The sequence below is a fragment of the Streptomyces sp. NPDC048417 genome (assembly GCF_040651615.1).
Classification (GTDB): domain Bacteria; phylum Actinomycetota; class Actinomycetes; order Streptomycetales; family Streptomycetaceae; genus Streptomyces.
The window spans coordinates 1-23,098 of sequence record NZ_JBEZKI010000024.1 but is presented as its reverse complement, the minus strand read 5'-3'; the positions used below and the strand labels follow the sequence as shown (position 1 = coordinate 23,098).

General features: G+C 71.4%; 18 protein-coding genes. 8 read left to right on the top strand and 10 right to left on the bottom strand.

Annotated features, from left to right (window positions below):
• Nucleotides 1-192: 192 nt before the first annotated feature.
• Nucleotides 193-1,122, top strand: coding sequence for a 5'-3' exonuclease (locus tag AB0D59_RS33240; RefSeq protein WP_362573911.1), 930 nt, complete (start codon nt 193-195; stop codon nt 1,120-1,122).
• Between the two features lie 115 nt (nt 1,123-1,237).
• Nucleotides 1,238-2,086 (top strand): siderophore-interacting protein, encoded by an 849-nt coding sequence (locus tag AB0D59_RS33235; RefSeq protein WP_362573515.1) that lies wholly within the window; start codon nt 1,238-1,240, stop codon nt 2,084-2,086.
• A gap of 88 nt (nt 2,087-2,174) precedes the next feature.
• Here the strand turns inward: AB0D59_RS33235 and AB0D59_RS33230 are convergent, their stop codons facing one another.
• The 3 genes from AB0D59_RS33230 to AB0D59_RS33220 all read right to left on the bottom strand — a co-directional run bounded on the left by AB0D59_RS33230 (nt 2,175) and on the right by AB0D59_RS33220 (nt 4,789).
• Nucleotides 2,175-2,951 carry an ABC transporter permease gene (locus AB0D59_RS33230; RefSeq protein ID WP_362573512.1) on the bottom strand — a complete coding sequence of 259 codons (777 nt, stop codon included), beginning with the start codon at nt 2,949-2,951 and terminating at the stop codon, nt 2,175-2,177.
• On the bottom strand, nt 2,948-3,955 hold the full coding sequence (locus AB0D59_RS33225) for an ATP-binding cassette domain-containing protein (protein ID WP_362573509.1): 1,008 nt from the start codon (nt 3,953-3,955) through the stop codon (nt 2,948-2,950). The genes AB0D59_RS33230 and AB0D59_RS33225 overlap by 4 nt, the downstream gene beginning before the upstream one ends.
• A 183-nt stretch (nt 3,956-4,138) precedes the next feature.
• Nucleotides 4,139-4,789, bottom strand: coding sequence for a PadR family transcriptional regulator (locus AB0D59_RS33220; protein ID WP_362573506.1), 651 nt, complete (start codon nt 4,787-4,789; stop codon nt 4,139-4,141).
• 232 nt (nt 4,790-5,021) lie between these two features.
• Between AB0D59_RS33220 and AB0D59_RS33215 the strand changes: the two genes are divergently transcribed.
• Nucleotides 5,022-6,551, top strand: coding sequence for an amino acid permease (locus tag AB0D59_RS33215; protein ID WP_362573503.1), 1,530 nt, complete (start codon nt 5,022-5,024; stop codon nt 6,549-6,551).
• A gap of 193 nt (nt 6,552-6,744) precedes the next feature.
• The gene (locus AB0D59_RS33210) at nt 6,745-7,701 is read left to right on the top strand and encodes an RluA family pseudouridine synthase (protein ID WP_362573500.1); all 957 of its coding nucleotides are present in this window, start codon (nt 6,745-6,747) and stop codon (nt 7,699-7,701) included.
• Here the strand turns inward: AB0D59_RS33210 and AB0D59_RS33205 are convergent.
• From AB0D59_RS33205 to AB0D59_RS33180, 6 genes are all read right to left on the bottom strand, one after another.
• Entirely contained in the window at nt 7,698-9,194 is a 1,497-nt protein-coding gene (locus AB0D59_RS33205) for a cytochrome P450 (protein ID WP_362573498.1), read from the bottom strand. The genes AB0D59_RS33210 and AB0D59_RS33205 overlap by 4 nt on opposite strands.
• Before the next feature lie 22 nt (nt 9,195-9,216).
• The gene (locus tag AB0D59_RS33200) at nt 9,217-9,837 is read right to left on the bottom strand and encodes an ATP/GTP-binding protein (RefSeq protein ID WP_362573495.1); all 621 of its coding nucleotides are present in this window, start codon (nt 9,835-9,837) and stop codon (nt 9,217-9,219) included.
• On the bottom strand, nt 9,818-10,246 hold the full coding sequence (locus tag AB0D59_RS33195; RefSeq protein WP_362573492.1) for a DUF742 domain-containing protein: 429 nt from the start codon (nt 10,244-10,246) through the stop codon (nt 9,818-9,820). The genes AB0D59_RS33200 and AB0D59_RS33195 overlap by 20 nt, the downstream gene beginning before the upstream one ends.
• Nucleotides 10,243-10,650: a roadblock/LC7 domain-containing protein gene (locus AB0D59_RS33190; RefSeq protein WP_351700336.1), complete on the bottom strand. Its 408-nt coding sequence runs from the start codon at nt 10,648-10,650 to the stop codon at nt 10,243-10,245. Before AB0D59_RS33190 ends, AB0D59_RS33195 begins: the two co-directional genes overlap by 4 nt.
• Nucleotides 10,647-12,269, bottom strand: coding sequence for an ATP-binding protein (locus AB0D59_RS33185; RefSeq protein ID WP_362573489.1), 1,623 nt, complete (start codon nt 12,267-12,269; stop codon nt 10,647-10,649). The genes AB0D59_RS33190 and AB0D59_RS33185 overlap by 4 nt, the downstream gene beginning before the upstream one ends.
• A gap of 323 nt (nt 12,270-12,592) precedes the next feature.
• Nucleotides 12,593-13,219: a TetR/AcrR family transcriptional regulator gene (locus AB0D59_RS33180; RefSeq protein WP_362573487.1), complete on the bottom strand. Its 627-nt coding sequence runs from the start codon at nt 13,217-13,219 to the stop codon at nt 12,593-12,595.
• 185 nt (nt 13,220-13,404) lie between these two features.
• On the opposite strand from AB0D59_RS33180, the gene AB0D59_RS33175 reads away from it, so the two are divergent.
• Genes AB0D59_RS33175 through atzF form a run of 4 tightly spaced genes read left to right on the top strand, consistent with a single transcriptional unit; the run spans nt 13,405 to nt 20,012 of the window.
• Nucleotides 13,405-14,229 carry an urea amidolyase associated protein UAAP1 gene (locus AB0D59_RS33175; RefSeq protein ID WP_362573484.1) on the top strand — a complete coding sequence of 275 codons (825 nt, stop codon included), beginning with the start codon at nt 13,405-13,407 and terminating at the stop codon, nt 14,227-14,229.
• On the top strand, nt 14,226-14,828 hold the full coding sequence (locus AB0D59_RS33170; RefSeq protein WP_362573482.1) for an urea amidolyase associated protein UAAP2: 603 nt from the start codon (nt 14,226-14,228) through the stop codon (nt 14,826-14,828). The genes AB0D59_RS33175 and AB0D59_RS33170 overlap by 4 nt, the downstream gene beginning before the upstream one ends.
• Nucleotides 14,825-18,337 carry a 5-oxoprolinase/urea amidolyase family protein gene (locus tag AB0D59_RS33165; protein WP_362573479.1) on the top strand — a complete coding sequence of 1,171 codons (3,513 nt, stop codon included), beginning with the start codon at nt 14,825-14,827 and terminating at the stop codon, nt 18,335-18,337. Before AB0D59_RS33170 ends, AB0D59_RS33165 begins: the two co-directional genes overlap by 4 nt.
• A gap of 19 nt (nt 18,338-18,356) precedes the next feature.
• Nucleotides 18,357-20,012 (top strand): allophanate hydrolase, encoded by a 1,656-nt coding sequence (atzF, locus tag AB0D59_RS33160; RefSeq protein WP_362573476.1) that lies wholly within the window; start codon nt 18,357-18,359, stop codon nt 20,010-20,012.
• Between the two features lie 96 nt (nt 20,013-20,108).
• Here atzF and AB0D59_RS33155 read toward each other — a convergent pair whose 3' ends face one another.
• A complete protein-coding gene (locus tag AB0D59_RS33155; RefSeq protein WP_362573473.1) occupies nt 20,109-22,961 on the bottom strand; it encodes a DEAD/DEAH box helicase in 2,853 nt (950 codons plus the stop codon).
• Nucleotides 22,962-23,098: the final 137 nt, after the last annotated feature.

Sequence of the window (23,098 nt, the reverse complement as noted above, 5' to 3'; positions counted from 1 at the left end):
GCCTTGGAAACACAGGCCCCGGCACCTCGGGGTCATGGGACAGAAGCCGCGCCTGCCCTGGTCCACGCAGGTCAAACGCACAAGTGGGCCAGGTCACGAGGTCTCCACAAGCCGCACTCCGGCACCGGCCCCGTGACCGTCCGTGCCGTACGCCCGCGGAGCGCCCCGTCGCTGTCGGTGCCGTACGGCATGATGCGAGGCGTGACCGCACGACTGATGCTTCTCGACACCGCCTCGCTGTACTTCCGCGCCTACTTCGGCGTCCCGGACTCCGTGAGGGCGCCGGACGGCACGCCGGTGAACGCCGTGCGCGGGCTGCTGGACTTCATCGACCGGCTGGTCAAGGACCACCGTCCGGACCGGCTGGTGGCCTGTATGGACGCCGACTGGCGGCCGCAGTGGCGCGTCGACCTCATCCCCTCCTACAAGGCCCACCGGGTCGCCGAGGAGCGCGCGACGGGACCGGACGAGGAGGAGGTGCCGGACACCCTCTCCCCGCAGGTGCCGGTCATCGAGGAGGTGCTGGACGCGCTCGGCATCGCCCGGGTCGGCGTCGCGGGCTACGAGGCGGACGACGTGATCGGCACGTTCACCGCACGCGCCGACGGCCCGGTCGACATCGTCACCGGCGACCGTGACCTCTACCAGCTGGTGGACGACGGGCGCGGGGTGCGGGTGCTCTATCCGCTCAAGGGCGTCGGCACGCTGCAGATGACGGACGAGGCGTGGCTGCGCGAGAAGTACGGGGTGGACGGAAGCGGGTACGCGGATCTGGCGCTGCTGCGCGGCGACCCGAGCGACGGCCTGCCGGGGGTGCCGGGCATCGGCGAGAAGACGGCCGCCAAGCTGCTCGCCGAGTTCGGCGACCTCGCCGGGATCATGGCCGCCGTCGACGATCCGAAGGCCAGGCTCACACCGTCGCAGCGCAAACGGCTGGACGAGGCCCGGCCCTATGTGGCCGTGGCGCCGACGGTGGTCCGGGTCGCCGGGGACGTCCCGCTGCCGGACGTCGACACCACCCTGCCGAAGGCCCCGCGCGACCCGGCTCAGTTGGACACCCTGGCCGGCCGCTGGGGTCTGGGTGGCTCACTGAACCGCCTGCTGGTGACACTGGAAGCCTGACCCGGAAGGAATTCTTCCAGCAAAACTCGCTCATCAAGTGTTCATGGAAGAGGTGTTAACTACGAAGGAGATGCTAACTTAGGTAAACCTAAGCGATGGAGTACGGAGGTCGGTCATGGCAGAGCGCTCGGGACGTAAGCCGCGCAAGCCCCATTCCGCCCAGGTGGTGCGCACCGAGCGGTTGACCCCGCACATGCAGCGCGTCGTTCTCGGCGGTGACGGACTGGTCGGCTTCGCCGCGGACACCTGCACCGATCATTACGTGAAACTCCTCTTCGGGCCAGCAGGCGTCACCTATCCGGAGCCCTTCGACATGGAGCGGATCCGCGCCGAGTTCCCCCGCGAGCACTGGCCGGTGACCCGGACCTACACGGTGCGTTCCTGGGACGCCGAACACCGTGAGCTGAGCCTGGACTTCGTGGTGCACGGTGACGAGGGCCTGGCCGGCCCCTGGGCATGTCGCGTCCAGCCCGGCGAGACCGTGCGTTTCATGGGCCCCGGTGGCGCCTACGCCCCGGCCGTGGACGCCGACTGGCATCTCCTCGCCGGCGACGAGAGCGCGCTGCCCGCGATCGCCCGCTCCCTGGAGTCCCTGCCCGCCGGGGCGAAGACCTTCGCCTTCATCGAGGTCTCCGGCCCCGAGGAGGAGCAGAAGATCGACTCCGATGTGGAGGTGGTCTGGCTGCACCGGGGCGCGCGGCCCGTCGGCGAGGCCCTGGTCACGGCCGTACGGGGGATGGAGTTCCCGGAGGGCCGGGTGCACGCCTTCGTCCACGGCGAGGCGAGCTTCGTGAAGGAGCTGCGGGCCCTGCTGCGCGTCGAGCGCCAGATCCCGCGCGAGGACCTGTCGATCTCCGGCTACTGGCGCCTCGGCCACAACGAGGACGGCTGGCAGGCCTCCAAGCGCGACTGGAACGCCCGTATCGAGGCGGAGCAGGAGAGCGGCGGCGCGGCCGCCGCCTGAGACCGCGAGGCCTGGAGAGCGCACGGCCGGTCGAGCCGTGCGCCGTTGAGACCGGCGGCACCCACAGGTGCCGCCGTTCCCGTGTCGGTCACACCGACCGCTGGTAGGACCGGAACGTCCTGATCGACAGCCACACGGCCGCGACCGCCAGTGCCAGCAGTGCGCCGCCGCGGCCCAGCACCGCACCCCAGTCGGGATCCGCCGACATCGCCGAACGCCCGGCCACCATCGCCCAGTCGAGCGGATTGAAGTCGGCTATGTGCCGCATCCAGCCGGGCATCTGGGACGGCGCCATGAAGGCGCTGGACAGGAAGGTCAGCGGCAGCAGCAGGAAGGTGTTGATCCCGATGATCGACTCCCGCTCCCGCACCAGCATGCCGAGCGCGTTGGACAGCGCCCCGAAGACGGTGCCGAGCAGTACGGCGGCGACCACCAGGATGGCGATGCCCCCGATCCCGCCCGGGTAGTCGGCGCCGCCCAGCAGGCCGAGCAGCACGATGATCAGCGACTGGCCGGCGGTGACCAGGCCGTTGTTCACCACGTTGCCGTTCATCAGCGCGGCCCGGCTGACCGGTGTGGTCAGGAAGCGGTTCAGGGTGCCGCGCTGGATCTCCTCCAGGGTGCCCATGCCCGCCCACATGTTGGAGCTGAGGGCGCTCATCACGACCACACCCGGCACCAGGTAGTCGAGGTAGCTGGTGGTGCCGAAGCCGCCCAGCTCGACGACCTTCTTGAAGAGGTTGCCGAACAGGAACAGCCAGATCACCGGCTGGATCAGGGTGATGACGGCGTACGCGGGCTGGCGGGCGAAGACCAGCAGCTGGCGCTGGGTCATGTACCAGGTCTGGGACAGGGCGTTGCTCATCGGGCACCTCCGGCCAGTGCGAGCGCGTCGGTGGTGTCGGCCTCCGCGTAACGGCGGCCCGCGTAGCGCAGGTAGACGTCGTCGAGGGAGGGGCGGGCGACGGTCGCGGCCAGCACGGTCACCCCGGCCCGCTCCAGTGCGGCGAGCAGTGCGGGCATGGCGGCGGCCCCGTCGTCGGCGCGGGCGCTGATCCGGCGGCCGTCGAACAGCGCCTCGTGCACGCCCGGCAGCCCGGCCAGGGCGCCCGTGAGGAGGGTGCGGCCGGCCTCACCGGGTGCCTCGCGCAGCTCCACATGGACGGCGTCGCCGCGCAGTTCACCCTTGAGCGAGTCGGGGGTGCCCTCGACCACGACCCGGCCGCGGTCGACGATCGCGATCCGCTCGGCGAGCCGGTCGGCCTCTTCCAGGTAGTGGGTGGTCAACAGGATGGTCAGGCCCTCCTGGCCGGCCAGCCGGCCGATCTCGTCCCACATCGCGGTGCGGGCCTCGGGGTCGAGGCCGGTGGTGGGCTCGTCGAGGAAGAGCACCTCGGGGCGGTGGACCAGGCCGAGGGCCACGTCGAGGCGGCGCCGCATTCCGCCGGAGTAGCCCTTGACCGGGCGGGCGGCGGCGTCGCCGAGGGTGAAGCGGGCCAGCAGCTCGTCGACCCGGCGGTTCAGGGCCGCTCCGCGCAGGCCGTAGAGCCTGCCCTGGAGCTGGAGGTTCTCGCGGCCGGTGGCGACCGGGTCGGCGCCGGAGTTCTGGGCGACCACGCCGATCGCCCGGCGTACCCGGTCCGGATGGCGCAGCACGTCGTGGCCGGCCACGGTGGCGGTGCCCGAGTCCGGGCGGGCCAAAGTGGTGAGGATCTTGACGGTGGTGGACTTGCCGGCGCCGTTGGGTCCGAGGAGCCCGAAGACGGTGCCGGGTTCGACGATGACGTCCATGCCGTTCAGCGCGGTGACGTCACCGGGGTAGGTCTTGGTCAGCTGGCGCGCCTGCACTGCGGGCGCACGGGTGCTCATGTCGGCTGCTCTCCTGAGGAAATCGCGAATGATCGCGGGTGATCGCGAATGATCCGCGCGATGAGCGCCGGGCTATCCTGGGTGTGCCGCACCTCGATGGCCCGGAGCCGCCGCACGGCGGGTTCGGTTCGGGGTTCGAGACCCCGGCCGGGCTGCTGCAACAGCCCTGCCGGGGTCTGTTCGTCACTGCTTCTGCTCGAACTCGGCCTCCAGCTTCAGGTACTCCTCGGGGATCTCCCCCGTCTCATGGAAGTGCCGCCAGTCCACGACGCCCGGGAAGTCGCCCTCCGTCAGCTCCGCCAGGAACCCGCGCACCCACTCGGCCTGCGCCTCGACCATGTGCAACTGGTACTCGGCCTCGATCACGAAGAGCCGGGGCAGCGTCTCGCGCAGCTTGTCCAGGCCTCCGCGCAGGCTCGCGGCCCGCACGTCGAGGACATTGAGTCGCTCTTCCAGCAGCCGGGCGACCTCGTCGGGGTGGAGTGCCCCCATCAGCGACAGCGCCGCCTCGAAGATGGGGTACTCCTTCGCGGGCACGGCGATCAGGTCCGAGAGCCACTCGGCCGCCTCCTCGCGCCCGGCGTCGGTGATGCCGTACAGCGTGCGCTCGGGGCGGTTGCCCTGCCGTTCCACGTCGGTGACCTCGACGAAGCCGTGCTTCTCCAGGTTCTGCACGACGGTGTAGAGCGAGCCGTAGTTGATCTTCAGACTGGTGTCCTTGCCGCGTCTGCGCAGGGTCTGGGCGATCTCGTACGGGTGCATCGGCCGCTCGACGAGCAGCACCATCACGGCGAGCGCCAAGGGGTTGCCCAACTTGCGGCGCCTGGTCGCCATCGACACCCACCTCACCCTCTCCGCCAGTCTCCTCGTCACCGAATATCCGTGACAGAACATATCGCGAGTCGAGCGCGAGAGTCAATGGACACGATGTATCGCGTTTGGCGTGGCGCCGCAAGAGCGTGAGGACTTGGGCCCGCCCCGGACATGCCGGTGTGACGCCGTCGAAACAGCGCGTCCCTAATTTCTGTCGCCCGACAGGAAATCCGCCTGACAGGCAGGTATCGCCGTGACGACCACCGACGACCGCTCCCTGAAGGAGTCCGACGACCACTCCCTGGAGGAGTTCGGCTACCGCCAGGAGCTGCACCGCAGCCTCGGCCGGTACGCCTCGTTCGCCGCCGGGTTCTCCTTCATCTCCGTACTGACGACCGTCTTCCAGTTCTTCGCCTTCGGGTACGCGTTCGGCGGCCCGGTCTTCTTCTGGGCCTGGCCGGCCGTGCTGATCGGCCAGTTGCTGGTGGCCGCCTGCTTCGCCGAACTCGCCGGGCGCTACCCGATCTCGGGCGCGATCTACCAGTGGTCCTCACGGCTGTCGAACCCGTCCTTCGGCTGGTTCGCCGGCTGGATCATGGTGATCGGGCAGATCGTGGTGGTCGCGGCGGCGGCGCTGGCCCTGCAGATGGTGCTGCCCGCGCTCTGGTCCGGCTTCCAGCTCATCGGCACGGACGCGGCGCCGACCTCGGCCGACGGAGCCGCCAACGCGGCCGTCCTGGGTGTCGTCCTGCTGGTCCTGACCACCCTCGTGAACATCATGGACAACCGCGTGCTGTCCGTCATCAACCGGGTCGGTGTGACCGCCGAGATCATCGGCGCGGTCCTGATCATCGTGCTGCTGCTCACCCACTCCAAGCGCTCCCCCGGCATCACGTTCCACACCGGGACGGCCGCCGAGGGGGGCCTGCTGGGCGCCCTGCTGGTCGGTTCGTTCACGGCCGCGTACGTGATGATCGGCTTCGACAGCGCGGGCGAGATGAGCGAGGAGACGCACCAGCCGCGGCGGACGGCACCGCGCACGATCCTCACGGCGTTGGGGGCGGCGGGGCTGCTGGGCGGGCTGGTCGTCCTCGGCGGCCTGCTGGCCGCGCCGAGCCTGACCGACGGACGGCTGGGAGTGGACGGGCTGAGTTACGTCCTGACCAGCAGTCTCGGCGACGGGGTGGGCCGGGTGCTGCTCGCCGACGTGGTGGTGGCCATCGCGGTGGCGACACTGGCGATCCAGACCGCGGCCTCGCGCATGCTGTTCTCCATGGCACGGGACGGGCAACTGCCCTTCGCCGGCCGGCTGGCGCGGGTGAACCCCCGTACGGGCATGCCGGGGGCGCCGGCCGTGGTGGTGGGCGTGCTGGCCGGTGCGTTGCTGCTGCTCAACTTCGCGTCGCCGGACGCGTTCCTGGCGATCGGGACGACGTGCATCGTGATGCTGTATCTCGCCTACGCGATGGTCACCGGGCCGCTGCTGGTACGGCGACTGCGGGGGGAGTTCGGCGTCGAGGGGACGGACGAGACCGGGGCGCCGTTGTTCTCGCTGGGACGGTGGGGGGTGCCGGTCAACGCGGTCGCGCTGCTGTACGGGCTGGTGATGAGCGTGAATCTGGCATGGCCTCGGGGGGCGGTGTACGACCCCAGTGGGGGTCACTGGTACTTCCGGTGGTTCACCGTGTTGTTCCTGACGGTGACGGTGACGGTGGGTGCCGTCTGGCGGCTCACCGGGGCGGAGTCCCGAAGCCCGGTGGCCGTGCCGGAGGCTGTGGCGTAGCTGATCGGGTGCGGGGCGCGGGGTCTGGTCCCGGGGGCTGGTCCCGGGGCCGGTACCGGGGGCTGGTACCGGGGCTGGTGCCGGGGGCCGGTCCCGGGGCTGGCGCCGGGGGCTGGTCGCGCCCACGCGGCGGAGCCGCATATCGATACAGCCCCGCGCCCCTGAAGGGGCGCCCCCGTACCCTTGGCTGCAAATGAGACGTAAGACCGCGGCCCCGCCTTCCCCACTCCCCCAGCGCCGAGGGGTGGACCCCGTTCGGGTGCGGCTGCCCTTCGCCGACACCTGGGCCACCGTCGGTGATTACCTGGTGGCCCGGCTCTCCGGAGCCGCGCCCGGCGTCGTCGCGGAGATGCTGGACGCGGGGCTCGTCGTGGGCGTCGACGGACACCCGGTCGCCGCCCACACGCCCTATACCCCCGGCCGTTACCTCTGGTTCCACCGCGACCTGCCCCCCGAGGTTCCCGTCCCCTTCGCCCTCGAAGTGGTCCACCGCGACGCCCACCTCGTCGTCGCCGACAAACCGCACTTCCTCGCCACCACCCCACGCGGCAGTCACGTCACCGAGACCGCGCTCGCGCGGCTGCGGCGGGAGCTGGGAATCCCCGCGCTGGGGGCCGCACACCGGCTGGACCGGCTCACCGCCGGGCTCGTGCTGTTCACGGTACGGCCCGAGGAGCGGGGTGCCTACCAGACGCTGTTCAGCGCGCGGCGGGTGCGCAAGGAGTACGAGGCGATCGCGCCGTACGACCCCTCGCTCGCCGTCCCCCGGACCGTGCGCAGCCGGATCCTCAAGGAGCGCGGGGTGCCGGCGGCGCGGGAGGTCGAGGGGGCACCCAACGCGGAGACGCTCGTCGAACTCGTCGAGCGCAAAGGGGCGTTGGGGCGGTACCGGCTCACCCCGCACACCGGGCAGACCCATCAGCTGCGCGTCCACATGAGCGCGCTGGGCGTGCCGATTCTCGGCGATCCGCTGTATCCCGAGGTGACCGGCCCCGTGCCGGACGGTGACTTCCGGCGTCCGCTGCAACTGCTGGCGCGGAGGCTGGAGTTCACCGATCCGGTCACGGGGGTGGAGCACCGGCTGTGCAGCGTGCGGACGCTGCGGGCCTGGGAGTCGTACGAGGACTGGGCCGGTCGGCGGGACCGCTAGCGGCCGAGCCACCAGCGGCGCAGCCTCGGCCAGATGCCCTGGGGCCTGGCGGGTTCCGGCGGCACGGCCGCGGCCGGCGGGGGTGCCACGGGCAGGGGCTGGGGCTCGGGGGCCGGTGCCGGTGCCGGTGCCGGTGCTGCCGGCCGGGTGGTGCCGACCTGCCAGTCGGTGCGCTGCGGCGGGACCAGCGCGGGGCTCGGCATGAGGGTCACGTCCTGCTTGGGCTTCGGGTCGAAGCGCACCGGCAGTTCCACCAGGTGCCGGGACGCGATCGACGCCCGCCAGCGCAGGTCCTCCTCCTCGCAGTCGAGCTGGATGTCGGAAAGCCGGGTCAGCAGCTGGTCGACCCCGACGTCCGCGATGGCACGGCCGATGTCCTGGCCGGGGCACTCGTGCGGGCCGCCGCCGAAGGCGAGGTGGGAGCGGTTGCCCTGCATGTTGGCGTTCAGGTCGGGGCGGACCCGTGGGTCGACGTTGCCCGGCGCGGGCGCGTACAGCAGTCCGTCGCCCTTGCGGATGCGCTGGCCGCCGAGCTCGGTGTCCTGCTTGGCGAAGTAGGCGAAGACCGTGCTGAACGGCGGCTCGTCCCACAGGGACTGCTCGATCGCCTCGGGCACGGTCATCTGGCCGCCGTTGAGCTGGGCGCGGAAGCCCGGCTCGGTGAGGACCATGCGCAGCGCGTTGGCGAGGAGGTTGGCGGTGGTCTCGTAGGCGGCGTAGAGGACGACCCGCAGGTGCTGGGCGACCTCGTCGTCGTTGAGTCCGGCCGGGTGGTTGACGAGGTGGCTGGTGAAGTCGTCCTCGGGGCGGCCCCGGCGGCGGGCGGTGAGCCGGGTCAGGCAGCCCATGACGTACTCGTTGCTGGCGATCGCGGTCTCGGTGCCCTTGAGCGCGTCCCGGGTGGCCTCCACGATCCGGTCGTTGTACTCCTCGGGCATGCCGAGCAGTTCGCACATGACCGCCATCGGCAGGTGCTCGGAGTACTGGGAGACCAGTTCGGCGCGGCCTCTCTCACAGAACTCGTTGACCAGCAGCTGGGTGTAGCGGCCGATCAGGCGGCGGATGCTGCGGTGGTCGATGGTGGTCATGGCGCCCTGAACGGCCGCGCGCAGCCGCATGTGCTCGTCGCCCTCGGCGTGCGAGCAGATGGGCTGCCAGGCGATGTGCGGCATGAGCGGGTGGTCGGGCTTGACCATGCCCTCCCGCAGCGGGGTCCAGATGCGGCTGTCGCGGGTGTAGACGGCGGGGGTGCGGACCATCTGGAGGTTCTCGGTGAGTCCGAGGACCGCCCAGATCGGTACGTCGTCGTGGAGCAGGACGGGCGCCACGGCGCCGTGTTCCTCACGCAGTTTCTCGTACAGCTCGCCCAGGTGGTCGGCTTCGGCGCCGTAGAGCCGTTGCAGTCCGCCGGGTCCACGGTCGTGTGCGGGGCAGCCGGGCGGCGGGGCCGGGTCCGTGCTGGCGCCGGCCGGGGAGGGGGATTCAGGCGTCACAGTGATCGCTCCGGTGGGGGTGTCAGGTGAGCGCGCCGGACATGGCGAGCGAGTGCAGGAAGCGCATCAGGGTCATCAGGACGTCACGGCTGGAGGCCCGGCGGCGGGCGTCGCACTCCACGATGGGGACATCGGGGGGCAGGTCCAGCGCGGTCCGCAGTTCCTCGATGGGGTAACGGGGGCCGTCCGGGAAGGAGTTGACGGCGACGACGAACGGCACCCCGCGTTCCTCCAGGCGCCCCATCACGTCGAAGCTGACTTCCAGGCGCCGGGTGTCGATGAGCACGACCGCACCGAGCGCGCCTTCGAACAGGCCGTTCCACAGGAACCAGAACCGCTCCTGGCCAGGGGTGCCGAAGAGGTAGAGGACCAGCTGGTCGGTGATGCTGATGCGGCCGAAGTCCATGGCCACGGTGGTGGCGGTCTTGGAGTCGGAGCCGTAGTTGTCGTCGACCCCGATGCCGGCCTGGGTCATGGTCTCCTCGGTGGTCAGCGGTCTGATCTCGCTGACGGAACCGACCATGGTGGTCTTGCCGACTCCGAAGCCGCCCACGATCACGATCTTCACCGCCGCCTGGGCGGTGTGCGGCAGATGGTCCTCGGAGCGGGGGCCGGGGATCGTGTCAGAGCTTTTGAAGTCCATGCATCACCGCTTCGAGAAGTGAACGGTCGGGGAGCGCCTGGCGGACGATCGGGGCTCGCGCCTGCACCAGTTCGGCCGTGATCAGCTCGGTGATCAGTGCCGTCATCGCGCTGAACGGCAGATTGAGGTAGGCCGAGAGCTCGGCCACGGACAGGGGGGCGAGACAGAGCCGGAGCAACGCCGCCTGCTCCGGCGTGACCGAGGGCGGTGGGTCGGCGCGCGCCACGATTAAGGTGACCAGGTCGAGTTCGGCCCGTGCGCCGTCGGCTCCGCTGATGACGTAGAGCCGCTCGGGGTTCTTGTTGTCACCGTCCTCGCCGCCGCTCTCGGGGGTCGTCGGCGTGGGCGGGAGCGATGGCGGCTGGTGTTCCGGCCTGGGCTGACGCCGCTTGCGTTGCGGAGGAGTCATACGGTCTGCCCGTTCCGCCGGGGCGGACTGGTGAGATGGGCGCCGATGCGGACGACGAGGTCGCGCATCATCTCGCTCATCCGGCCGGGTTCGCAGGTCACGTCGGCGAGCACCGCGAGGTAGGCGTTGGCGCCGGCGGACATCAGGTAGAAGTAGCCCCGGTCGATCTCGATGAGGACGAGGTTCATGTCGCCGTTGCTGATCGGGAGTTCCTGGGCGACGGCGGTGGCCAGGCTCTGCACTCCGGCGCAGGCGGCGGCGAGCCGGTCGGCGGCGTCGGGGTCGCCGCCGTGCCGGGCGATGCGCAGTCCGTCGGCGGAGAGCACGACGATCATCTCGACGCCCGGTACCCCGTCGGCGAGTTGCTTGAGCATCCAGTCGAAGTTGCCTCGCTGCTGGATCACTTGAGGTCCCCCTCGTCGTCGGCTTCGGGGCCGGCCTGGTCGTTGATCAGGTGCAGGTAGTTGGTCGGGTTCCGGGTGAAGTCGGTGGGGTGGACACCCGGGTTGTTCTTCTTCAGCCCCTCCCAGAAGGCCTCGACCCAGAGGCCGGGTTCGCGGCGCTCCGGCTCCGGCTTCTCGGGCTCGGCTTCCTTGTGCTGCGACCAGATGGTCGGGGTGCCCTCGCGCTCGGCGCGCTCGATGGCGGCCTGTTCGGCGAGCCGCTGGCTGAGCGGGGTCTTCATCCGGCTGCGCCGCTGCGGCAGTCCGCCCGCGGTCCACTCGGTGACCTCGGGGACGTCGTCCTCCATGGAGATCCCGGCGGGGATGCGGGGGCTGGTGGGCCGGCGCTTCTTGGGGGGCCGCTTGGGGCCTTCGAGGGCGCCGAGTTCGGGCTTCGGGATGCCGGTGGCGCCGATGCCGTGGGCGATACCGGGGGCCGGGTCGGTGGTCATCATGTCGCTGGGCACGATGAGGACGGCCCGGACACCGCCGTACGCCGAGGCGCGCAGCGAGACGTCCATGTCGTACGTGGTGCACAGGCGGCCCACGACGGAGAGGCCCAGGCGCGGGTTCTCGCCGAGGACCTGGATGTCCTTGCCCTGCTTGGCCTTCTCCAGCATGCCCTCGATCCGGCCGCGGGCCTCCTCGTTGAGGGTGACGCCGGCGTCCTCGATCTCGATGCACACGCCGGACTGCACCTCGACGGCGGTGACGTGCACCTTGGTGGAGGGCGGCGAGTAGCGGGTGGCGTTGTCGAGGAGTTCGGCGGCCGCGTGGATGAGCGGTTCGACCGAGGTGCCCTTGATGTTGACCTGGCAGATGGAGTGCAGCTCGATGCGCCGGTACTCCAGGATCCGGGACATGGCGCCGCGCAGCACGCTGTAGAGGGCGACGGGGTTGGGCCACTGACGGCCGGGGCGGCCACCACCGAGGACGGAGACCGAGTCGGCGAGGCGTCCGATCAGCGCGGTGCCGTGGTCGATGCGCAGCAGGTCGTCGAAGACCTCGGGGTTGCGGCCGTGGTCCTCCTCCATCTCCCGCAGTTCGTGTGCCTGCTGGTGGACGATGGCCTGGACGCGCCGGGCGACACTGACGAACGAGCGCTCCAGGGAGTCGCGCTGGAGGTCTTCCTCGTCGACGATGTCGAGCATGGTGCGGATCAGCCGGCGCTGCGACTCGGGGGCGTGGCGCAGCCCGGGGTCGAGATCGAAGACCTGGCGAATCACCTCTTTGGGGGACTCGCCGGCCTTCAGCCGGTAGAGCGCGGTCGGGAACACCTCTTTGCCGAGGCGGTCGATCTCCTGGTCGGTCGTGGTCAGGCGCTGTTCCAGATACGCGCTGTGACGGGCGTGCTCGGCCTTGGCGACCTGGAGCCCACGGCCGCGGCGTACCGCTTCCGCCGCCGTCGCGAGCACCAGCAGCATGCCGACGGCCCCGCACACGCCGACGGCGGTCCGGGCGGGCTCCGTCACCAGGAGGACGGCTGCGGCGGTCGCCGCGGCCATCAGTATGGCGGGCAGCACCAGCACCCGCACCAGGGAAAGTTCACGGCCATTGGGAGGCGATTGCACACTCACCATGTATGCCTTCTGAGACGAATCGGCTGGGTGTCGGGGGAGTCCGTGGGGGGAAGGTTCATGGAGCAGTCAGGATCTTCCGTATGATTGGGAACAGACGCACGAATTCATCTCAACTCGGTGCGCCGCGGGCGAGCTTAGTCCGACCGGATCAACGCCGTGTCATATTCGGCAAGCACCTGAGAACGCCCAAACGACTGGAGTACCCTCGGTCATTTTGTACGCAGGGCATGTATTCGCACACATGGCGTAACGCCGTACGGGTGTACGAGGGTGACTCACCGTGACGGGTGAAACGGCCCTCCGAGCCGAAACCTCCGCCCGGTTCAGACCCCCGCGATCCGCAGTGCGGCGTCGGCCGTGGCGCGGGCGAACTCGTCGACGGGACGCTCCGGTTCGGAGCGGTGGATCAGGATGACGCCCTCGATCAGTCCGAAGACGAGGTCGGTCCGCAGCTCCAGCTCCCCCTTGGCGAGCCCCCCGCCGGCGACCGTCGCGGCGATCAACTGCCGGTAGGCGTCCTTGAGTTCGGCCCGTACGGCATGGAACCCGGCGAACCGCTCGGTGTGCACCTCGGGCAGCAGGTAGAGCGCGCCGAGGTTGTGCGGCCCGGTGCACAGCAGCTCCACGTCGGCCCGGCACAGCGCCCGCAGCCGCTCCTCGGCCGGGGCCGCGTCGTCGGCGAGCAGCTCACGCGCACAGTCCAGCGACGGCGTGACGGTGGACTCCAGCAGCTCGGCGAGGAGTTCCTCCTTGCCGGAGACGTAGTGGTACATCGACGCCTGCCGCATCCCCGCCCGCTCGGCGACGGCCCGGGTGGTGGTGGCCGCGTAGCCGCGGGTGGTGAACAACTCGGCCGCGGCCACGAGCAGTTCGGCCCGCGGGTCCAGGCCACTGTCCGGCCGCTGCGCCGCCCGCGGCCGGCCGACCCGGCGGCCACTGCTCGTCCCCATGCGTTCGATCCTCGCACACGGCACCGCACGACGATCACCACGAGGCCCGGCCGCCGGGCCGAGCGCCCCCGGTGAGCCCTCGGTAACCGGGCCGGAACGCCACGGCAACGCCTCCGACCCGGCCCGCACCTAATTTCTGTCGGGCGACAGAAACAACGCCGAGCCCACGAAGCCGGAGGTCAGCGATGGCGACAGCGACCACGTACGGAGCCCGGGCACATGCCCGCGCCCAGGAGGGCGCCCGCGCCGAGGCCATGCCCGTCGTACCGGCCGCCGACTGGCGGGACCCGCCCTGCGAGGCGGGCCACCTGGTGTGGGCCGAGACGGTGGCGGGCGGCAACTACACGCACCGCGTCCTGGCCCGCGGCACCGAACTGCGCCTGACCGACCCGCACGGCGACGCCTGCGCGCACCTCCTGCTGTATGTCGCCGACCGCCCCTGGGAGCGGCTGAACGTCGCCGACACGGTCAAGGTCCAGTGGAACGCCTACCTCGGCGAGGGGGTGCTGCTCCTCTCCGACCAGGGCCGGGTCCTCGCCTCCGTCGTCGCCGACACCTCCGGCCGCCACGACGCGCTGTGCGGCACCTCCACCCTGGTCCGCAACTCCACCCGCTACGGCGACGGCACCCCGCAGTCGCCCTCCCCCGCCGGCCGTGAGCTGTTCAAGCTGGCGGCGGCGAAGAACGGCCTCGAACCGCGCGACCTGCCGCCGTCCCTGTCGTTCTTCCAGGGCGTGGAGGTGCGCGACGACGGCACGCTGGACTTCACCGGCTCGGCCGGTCCCGGCGGCAGCGTCACGCTCCGCGCCGAGCAGGACCTGACCGTACTGATCGCCAACGTCCCGCACCCGGCCGACCCGCGCCCCGACTACGTCAGCACCGCGCTGGAGGTCCTGGCCTGGCGCGCCGCCCCGACCCCGCCCGGCGACCCGCTCTGGGACGCCACCCCCGAGGGGCGCCGGGCCTTCCTGAACACCGCCGATTTCCTCGCCGCGAGGGGGCTCGCATGACCACGAGGACCGTCGTCCCGGCCCGCGCCGCCTGGTCCGCCGTCATCCGCGACGGCGAGACCCTGACCATCACCGACCTGCACGGCAACCAGGCCGTCGACTTCCTCGTCTACGACGCCCACGACACGGCGGTCCGCTACAGCGCCCCCGACACCGTCCACGCCCAGGGCTCCCTCTTCCTCACCACCGGCAGCGTGCTGCTCTCCAACGAGCACACCCCGCTGATGACCGTGGTCGCCGACGAGGTCGGCCGGCACGACACGGTCGGCGGCGCCTGCTCCAAGGAGTCCAACACCCTGCGCTACGGCCACCACACCTGGTCGCAGCACGCCTGCGTGGACAACTTCCTGGCGGAGGGCGCGAAGCACGGCCTCGGCAAGCGCGACCTGGTCTCCAACATCAACTGGTACATGAACGTGCCGGTCGAGCAGGACGGCACCCTCGGCATCGTCGACGGCCTCTCGGCCCCGGGCCTGAAGCTGACGCTGCGGGCCGAACGGGACGTCCTGGTCCTGGTCTCCAACTGCCCGCAGATCAACAACCCGTGCAACGGCTTCGAACCGACAGCGGTGGAGATGACGATCGGAGCCGCCGGATGAGCTTCGACACGCTGCTGATCGCCAACCGGGGCGAGATAGCCGTCCGCATCATCCGCACCGCCCGCGAACTGGGCCTGCGCACGGTCGCCGTCTACTCCGACCCCGACCGCTCGGCACCCCATGTCCGCCTCGCCGACGAGGCGGTACGGCTCGGCCCGGCCCCGGCGAAGGAGTCGTACCTCGACGCCGACCTGGTCCTGAAGGCCGCCAAGGACACCGGAGCCGGCGCGATCCACCCCGGGTACGGCTTCCTGTCCGAGGACGCCGATTTCGCCCGGCGCTGCGAGGCGGCCGGGATCGTGTTCGTCGGCCCGACCCCGGAGCAGTTGAAGCTGTTCGGCGCCAAGCACACGGCACGGGCTGCGGCCGAGGCGGCCGGAGTTCCCCTCGCACCGGGGACCGGGCTCCTCTCCGACCTGGCCGAGGCCCTGCGCGAGGCGTCCGCCATCGGCTATCCCGTGATGCTCAAGGCCACCGGCGGCGGTGGCGGCATCGGTATGTCGGCATGTCGATCGGCCGCCGAACTGACCGACGCCTGGGACCGCGTCCAGCGCGTGGCCGCCGCCTCCTTCTCCTCCGCCGGGGTCTTCCTGGAACGCCTGGTCGAGCACGCCCGCCATGTCGAGGTGCAGGTCTTCGGCGACGGCACGGGCCGGGTCGTCACCTTCGGCGACCGGGACTGCTCCCTCCAGCGCCGCAACCAGAAGGTGGTCGAGGAGGCCCCGGCCCCCGGCCTGCCGCCGCACGTGCGCGCACAACTCGCCTCCTCCGCACGCGACCTGTGCGCGGCCGTGGGCTACCGCTCCGCGGGCACGGTCGAGTTCGTGTACGACGCGGCCCGCGAGGAGGCCTACTTCCTGGAGGTCAACACCCGGCTCCAGGTGGAGCATCCGGTCACCGAGGAGATCTACGGCGTCGACCTGGTCGCCTGGATGCTGCGCCTGGCGAGGGGCGAGTCCGACGTCGTCCGGGATCCGGGCGAACCGCGCGGCCACGCCGTCGAGGCCCGCGTCTACGCCGAGGACCCCTCCCGCGACCACCGGCCCAGCGCCGGCCTGCTGACCCGGGTGGAGTTCCCGGAGGGGGTACGCGTCGACGGCTGGGTGGAGACCGGCACCGAGGTCACGACGTCGTACGACCCGATGCTCGCGAAGGTGATCGCCCACGGCCCCGACCGCGACCGGGCGCTGCGCGCTCTCGACGAGGCGCTGGCCCGCACCCGTGTCGACGGCATCGAGACCAACCTGGGTCTGGTGCGCTCCGCGCTCACGGAACCGGACTTCCGGGCCGCCCTCCACTCGACGGCGACCCTCGCCACGGTCACCGACCCGACCCCCCGGATCGAGGTCGTCGCCGCCGGCACGCTCACCACGGTCCAGGACTGGCCGGGCCGCACCGGCTACTGGCAGGTCGGGGTGCCTCCGTGCGGCCCGATGGACGACCGCTCCTTCCGGCTCGGCAACCGGGCGCTGGGCAACCCGGAGGGCGCCCCCGGCCTCGAATGCACCCTCCAGGGCCCCTCCCTGCGCTTCACCCACCCCACGACCGTCTGCGTGACCGGCGCACCGGCCCCGGTGACGCTGGACGGCGCCCCGGTCGCGCAGTGGGAGCCGGTGACGGTACCGGCGGGCGGACTGCTGGAGATCGGCGCCCCTGCCGCACACGGCCTGCGCAGCTACGTTCTCTTCGCGGGCGGCGGCCTGGACGTGCCCGCCTTCCTCGGCAGCGCGAGCACCTTCACGCTGGGCCGGTTCGGCGGCCACGGCGGCCGGGCGCTGCGCACGGGTGACGTCCTGCACGGCGGCGCCGTGACGGACGGCGTTCCCGTCGCCGAGCGCCCGCACTTCACCGCCGTCTGGCACCTCGCGGCCGTCGAAGGCCCTCATGCCGCCCCGGAGTTCTTCACCGAGGACGACATCCGGGACTTCTACGCGGCCGAGTGGAAGGTGCACTTCAACTCGGCGCGCACCGGGGTCCGGCTGGTCGGCCCCAAGCCGCGCTGGGCACGCGCCGACGGCGGCGAGGCAGGCCTGCACCCGTCCAACATCCACGACACCCCGTACTCGGTCGGCGCCGTCGACTACACCGGCGACATGCCGGTCCTGCTCGGCCCCGACGGCCCCTCCCTCGGCGGGTTCGTGTGCCCGGCGACCGTCCTGAGCGGCGAACGCTGGAAGCTGGGCCAGCTCCGGCCCGGCGACACGGTCCGCTTCGCCCCGGTCGACGTGACGGGCGCGCCCCGCCCGGAGATCCTCGACGGCGGTGTCCTGGCCCGCGACGGGGACGTGACCTACCGGCGCAGCGGCGACGACAACCTGCTGGTCGAGTTCGGCCCGATGCAGCTGGACCTGGCCCTGCGGATGCGCGTCCACGCGCTGATGGAGGCGGTGACGGCGGCGGACCTGCACGGGGTCAGGGACCTCACGCCGGGGATCCGCTCGCTCCAGATCCAGACCGACCCGGGCCTGCTCACCCAGGCCGAACTCCTTTCCGCGGTACGGGAGATCGTCCTGGATCTGCCGCCCACCGACGAACTGGTGGTGCCGTCCCGCACGGTCCACCTCCCCCTCTCCTGGGACGACCCTGCGACCCGCGAGGCGATCGCCCGCTACATGGCGGGCGTCCGCGACGACGCTCCCTGGTGCCCGTGGAACATCGAGTTCATCCGCCGGATCAACGGCCTGGACTCGGTCGAGGACGTCTATCGCACGGTCTTCGACGCCGAGTACCTGGTCCTGGGCCTGGGCGACGTGTACCTGGGCGCCCCTGTCGCCACCCCGCTGGACCCGCGCCACCGCCTGGTCACCACGAAGTACAACCCGGCCCGCACCTGGACCGCCGAGAACTCCGTCGGCATCGGCGGCGCCTACCTGTGCGTCTACGGAATGGAGGGCCCGGGCGGCTACCAGTTCGTGGGCCGTACGACCCAGGTGTGGTCGGGCTGGCAGCAGCGCGGGGCGTTCCAGCCGGGCTCGCCGTGGCTGCTGCGGTTCTTCGACCGGATCAGGTGGTATCCGGTGTCCGCCGACGAACTCCTCGACCTGCGGGCCGACATCACCTCCGGCAGGTTCGTGCCGCGCATCGAGGAGGGGACGTTCTCCCTCGCGTCCTACCAGGAGTTCCTCTCCGAACACGCGGATGCCATCGGGGACTTCAGGGCGCGCCAGCAACACGCCTTCGCCGCTGAGCGCGACGCCTGGGAGGCGGCCGGCGAGTTCGCGAGGGCTCAGGCGGCGACTGCGCCCGCGTCCACCGCACCGGCCGAGGTGTCCGTCCCGCCGGGCGGCCGCCTGATAGAGGCCGAATTCGCCGCCTCCGTATGGCAGCTGAACGTGGCGCCCGGCGACGAGGTGACCAGCGGCCAAGCCCTCCTCGCCCTGGAGGCGATGAAGATGGAGTCCAGGGTGCACGCACCCATGGCCGGCGTGGTGACGGAGATCCTGGCAAGGCCGGGCGACCAGGTGGAGGCGGGGACGGCACTGCTGGTCCTGGCGCCTACCGCGAACTGACCGACAGGAGCAAGAGAGCATGTCCAGCACCGTCTCCCGGGTCCGTGCCGCCTACGCGCGCATCGAAGCGGTCGACCGTCCCGAGATCTGGATCGACCTGCGCCCGCGGGAGGAGGCCGAGGCGGAGGCCCGAGCCGTCGACGCGCGGGTCGCGGCGGGCGAGCGCCTCCCCCTCGCCGGGCGCCTGTTCGCCGCCAAGGGCAACATCGACGTACAGGGACTGCCCACGACGGCGGGCTGCCCGGCGTACGCCTACGAGCCGGAGTCCGACGCCCCGGTGGTGGCCCGCCTGCGCGCGGCGGGCGCGCTGGTCCTCGGCACGACCAATCTGGACCAGTTCGCGACGGGCCTGGTCGGCACCCGCTCTCCGTACGGCGCGGTCCGCAACGCGATCGACCCGGCCCGGATCAGCGGCGGCTCCAGTTCGGGTTCGGCGGTGGCGGTGGCCCTCGGGATCGTCGACTTCGCTCTCGGCACGGACACGGCGGGCTCGGGCCGGATCCCGGCGGCCTTCAACGGCATCGTCGGCCTGAAGCCCACCCGGGGCCTGGTACCCACCACCGGGGTGGTCCCGGCCTGCGCTTCGATCGACTGCGTGACGGTGTTCGCCCGCACGCTCCCGGAGGCCGAGCAGGCGCTGTCGTACCTGGCGACCCCGCCGGACCGCACGCTCCCGCCGCTCCCCCAGCGGGCCCCGGGCCCCTGGCGGATCGCGATCCCGCCGCTCTCCCAGCTCGGCGAACTGGACGAGGGCTGGGCGGAGGCGTACGAGGAGGCGGTCGCGCGTCTCGCCGCTTCGGGCGCCTCGATCCGCCCGCTCGACCTGACCCCCTTCACCGAGGCGGCGGCGATGCTCTACGAGGGCGCGTTCGTGGCGGAGCGCTACACGGCGGTGGGCCCCTTCATCGACAAGCTGCTCGCTTCCGGCGGCGCGGGCCTCGACCCCACCGTGAGCGGCATCGTCACCGGGGCCCGCGACATCCCGGCGCACCGGCTCTTCACCGACCAGGACCGCCTGTCCGCCCTGCGTGCCCGTGCCCTGGCCGAGCTGTCCGACGCGGACGCCCTGCTGCTCCCCACCGCCCCGGGCCACCCCACCCTCGCCGAGGTGGCGGCCGACCCGCTGGGCGCCAACGCCCGCCTGGGCCGCTTCACCAACTCCACGAACCTCTTCGACCTGGCGGCGGTGGCGGTACCGGCGGGAGAGGTGAACGGCCTGCCGTTCGGCGTGATGCTGATCGGCCCCGCCTTCACGGACGACCGCCTGGCCACCATCGCCCGCGCCCTGGAGCCGAGGGCAAGCCTGGCGGTCGTGGGCGCACACCTGACAGGGCAGCCCCTGAATGCGCAGCTCCTGGCGCTGGGAGCGGTCCTGGACCGTACGACGACAACAGCACCGACGTACCGCCTGTACGCCCTCCGGACGACCCCACCGAAGCCGGGCCTGGTCCGTGTGGACCAGGGCGGCGCGGCGATCGAGACGGAGGTGTGGAGCCTTCCGGCCGAAGGCCTGGGCCGCCTGTTGTCGGCGCTCCCCCGCCCGATGGCCCTGGGCAAGGTGGAGTTGGCAGACGGCAGTCAGATCCCCGGCTTCCTCTGCGAACCGAGCGCACTGGCGAACGCGGAGGACATCACACGCCACAAAGGTTGGCGGAACTATCTGAGCCAGGGGTGAGGCACCCGACCCAGGGGCGCGGGACCGTATCAATCTGCGGCTACCGCCGCGTGGGCGCGACCAGCCACACTCCACCCGCACCCGCCGATGAACCCGTCAGCCCACCGACGAGTAGGCCACAACCCCCCGCAGCACCAGATCAACCGCCTTGCGCGCATTCTTCCCCACGGTCGACCCCTCCACCGGAGAAGCCGCGGAAATCTGCCCGAGTACGTCGATGACCTGCTTGCACCACCGCACGAAGTCCCCGGCCGGCATCTCCGCCTCCCGCAGCACCTCGTCCAGCCCCGTCCCCGACGCCCACATGTACGCGGCCCAGGCGAAGCCGAGGTCCGGTTCCCGCTGCCCGACGCCCTCGGTCTGGGTGATCCGGAACTCCTCCTCCAGCGCGTCCAGCCGCCCCCAGATCCGCACCATCTCACCGAGCGCGGCCTTGGCCTTCCCGGAGGGCAGCTTCGGGGCCATCGCGTCGTCCCCGACCCGTGCCTCGTACACCAGCGCCGAGACGCACGCGGCCAGTTCGGCGGGGGCGAGCCCCTCCCAGACCCCGGCCCGCAGGCATTCGCTGGCGAGCAGGTCGAGTTCGCCGTACAGCCGGGCCAGCCGCTTGCCGTGTTCGGTGACCTCGTCGCCGCGCAGGTAGTCCAGCTCGGTGAGCAGTGCCACGATCCGGTCGAAGGTGCGGGCGATGGTGTTGGTCCGGCCCTCGATCCGCCGCTCCAGCTGCGAGGTGTCCCGCATCAGCCGGTGGTACCGCTCGGCCCAACGGGCGTGGTCCTCCCGGTCGTTGCAGCCATGGCAGGGGTGCGCCCGGATCGCGGTCCGCAGCCGTGCGATCTCGCGGTCGTCGGCGGCCTGCGAGCGCTTCTTGCGGGCCCGCTCCGGCGGAATGTGCCCGGCCTTGGTGCGCAGCGCGGACGCGAGGTCGCGACGGGACTGCGGGGAGCGGGGGTTGAAGGACCTGGGGATCCGCATCCGCTCCAGCGCCTCGACCGGCACCGGGAAGTCCATCGACGCCAGCCGTTTGACCTGCCGTTCGGCGGTCAGCACCAGCGGCCGCGGCCCGTCGTGCTGCTCGAAGCCACGATGGCCGTTGGACCGCCCGGCGGGCAGCCCGGGGTCAAGGACCAGCGCGAGCCCGGCGTACTTGCCGGTCGGCACGTGGATGACATCGCCCGGCTTGAGTTTCTCCAGCGCCACCGCCGCCTCGGCGCGCCGCTCGGCGGCGCCCTGCCGGACGAGTTCGGTCTCCCGGTCCTTCAGCTCGCGCCGCAGTCGCGCGTACTCCTCGAAGTCGCCGAGGTGGCAGGTCATGGACTCCTTGTAGCCTTCGAGTCCTTCCTCGTTGCGCTGCACCTGACGGGAGATCCCGACGACCGACTTGTCGGCCTGGAACTGCGCGAACGAGGTCTCGAGAAGTTCCCGCGACCGGTGCCGGCCGAACTGCTCGACCAGGTTGACCGCCATGTTGTACGACGGCTTGAAGCTGGAGCGCAGCGGATAGGTGCGGGTGCCGGCGAGTCCCGCGAGGTGCTCGGGGCTGAACCCCCGCTGCCACAGCACCACGGCATGACCCTCGATGTCGATGCCGCGCCGGCCCGCCCGGCCGGTCAGCTGGGTGTACTCGCCGGGGGTGATGTCGGCGTGCTGCTCGCCGTTCCACTTGACGAGCTTCTCCAACACCACCGAGCGGGCGGGCATGTTGATGCCGAGCGCCAGGGTCTCGGTGGCGAACACGGCCTTGACCAGGCCGCGTACGAAGAGTTCCTCGACGACTTCCTTGAAGGTCGGGAGCATGCCGGCGTGGTGGGCGGCGATGCCGCGCTCCAGGCCCTCCAGCCATTCGTAGTAGCCGAGGACGTGCAGGTCCTCGCGCGGGATCGACGAGGTGCGCTCCTCGACGAGGGCGCGCACCTGTTCACGTGCTTCCTCGTCGTTGAGCCGGAGGCCGGCGTGCAGGCACTGCTGGACGGCGGCTTCGCAGGCGGCGCGGCTGAAGATGAAGGTGATGGCGGGCAGCAGGCCCTCGGAGTCGAGGCGTTCGATGACCTCGGGGCGTCCCGGTGTCCACACCCTGGACCGCTGCCGGCGCTCCCGCTCCCGGTCGGCCTCGCGCATGGCCCGCCCGCGCCTGCGGTCCTGGTAGGACGGTCGGCTCGCCTCCATCCGGGCCAGCCGGGTGAGGTCGGGGTTGACGGCCTTCTTCTGGCCCTCGCCCTCCTCGAACAGGTCGTACATCCGGCGCCCGGCGAGCACGTGCTGGAACAGCGGGACGGGACGGTGTTCGGAGACGATGACCTCGGTGTCGCCGCGCACGGTGTCGAGCCAGTCGCCGAACTCCTCGGCGTTGGACACGGTGGCCGACAGGGACACCAGGGTCACGGACTCCGGCAGGTGGATGATCACCTCTTCCCAGACGGCGCCGCGGAAGCGGTCGGAGAGGTAGTGCACCTCGTCCATGACCACGTAGCCGAGGCCGAGCAGGGTCTGGGAGCCCGCGTACAGCATGTTGCGCAGCACCTCGGTGGTCATCACGACCACGGGGGCGTCGGAGTTGACGCTGTTGTCGCCGGTGAGCAGACCGACCTTGTCCGCGCCGTAGCGGCGGCACAGGTCGGCGTACTTCTGGTTCGACAGTGCCTTGATGGGTGTCGTGTAGAAGCACTTCTTGCCCTGCTCCAGGGCGAGGTGGACGGCGAACTCGCCGACGATCGTCTTGCCCGAGCCGGTGGGGGCGGCCACCAGTACGCCCTTCCCGGCTTCGAGCGCCTGGCAGGCCTCGATCTGGAAGGGGTCGAGGCCGAATTCGTACATCTCGCGGAAAGACGCGAGCGCGGTGGCCTGCTCGGCGGCCCGCCTGCGGGCCGCCGCATACCGCTCGGCCGGTGAGAGGTCCTCTGTCATCGTGCTTTCGAGCGTACCGGTCCCCACTGACAACAGGACGATCATTATCCGGAACATGGGACGACGGACGACAAGGAGGTGCCCGCGCCGTGCGGCGCGGGGCCCCCACGAGGGGCGGGGCCGGCCCCCGCCGGGGCCCACGGCGTCACCCCTGTGCCCCGCCCGCGGGGCGGGCCGAGAGC

Bases quoted from the DNA above. Each gene is read 5' to 3' on its own strand.
- AB0D59_RS33240 (WP_362573911.1), top strand. From the start codon at position 193: ATGCGAGGCGTGACCGCACGACTGATGCTTCTCGACACCGCCTCGCTG.
- AB0D59_RS33235 (WP_362573515.1), top strand. From the start codon at position 1,238: ATGGCAGAGCGCTCGGGACGTAAGCCGCGCAAGCCCCATTCCGCCCAG.
- AB0D59_RS33230 (WP_362573512.1), bottom strand. From the start codon at position 2,951: ATGAGCAACGCCCTGTCCCAGACCTGGTACATGACCCAGCGCCAGCTG.
- AB0D59_RS33225 (WP_362573509.1), bottom strand. From the start codon at position 3,955: ATGAGCACCCGTGCGCCCGCAGTGCAGGCGCGCCAGCTGACCAAGACC.
- AB0D59_RS33220 (WP_362573506.1), bottom strand. From the start codon at position 4,789: ATGGCGACCAGGCGCCGCAAGTTGGGCAACCCCTTGGCGCTCGCCGTG.
- AB0D59_RS33210 (WP_362573500.1), top strand. From the start codon at position 6,745: ATGAGACGTAAGACCGCGGCCCCGCCTTCCCCACTCCCCCAGCGCCGA.
- AB0D59_RS33200 (WP_362573495.1), bottom strand. From the start codon at position 9,837: ATGGACTTCAAAAGCTCTGACACGATCCCCGGCCCCCGCTCCGAGGAC.
- AB0D59_RS33195 (WP_362573492.1), bottom strand. From the start codon at position 10,246: ATGACTCCTCCGCAACGCAAGCGGCGTCAGCCCAGGCCGGAACACCAG.
- AB0D59_RS33185 (WP_362573489.1), bottom strand. From the start codon at position 12,269: ATGGTGAGTGTGCAATCGCCTCCCAATGGCCGTGAACTTTCCCTGGTG.
- AB0D59_RS33180 (WP_362573487.1), bottom strand. From the start codon at position 13,219: ATGGGGACGAGCAGTGGCCGCCGGGTCGGCCGGCCGCGGGCGGCGCAG.
- AB0D59_RS33175 (WP_362573484.1), top strand. From the start codon at position 13,405: ATGGCGACAGCGACCACGTACGGAGCCCGGGCACATGCCCGCGCCCAG.
- AB0D59_RS33170 (WP_362573482.1), top strand. From the start codon at position 14,226: ATGACCACGAGGACCGTCGTCCCGGCCCGCGCCGCCTGGTCCGCCGTC.
- AB0D59_RS33165 (WP_362573479.1), top strand. From the start codon at position 14,825: ATGAGCTTCGACACGCTGCTGATCGCCAACCGGGGCGAGATAGCCGTC.
- atzF (WP_362573476.1), top strand. From the start codon at position 18,357: ATGTCCAGCACCGTCTCCCGGGTCCGTGCCGCCTACGCGCGCATCGAA.
- AB0D59_RS33155 (WP_362573473.1), bottom strand. From the start codon at position 22,961: ATGATCGTCCTGTTGTCAGTGGGGACCGGTACGCTCGAAAGCACGATG.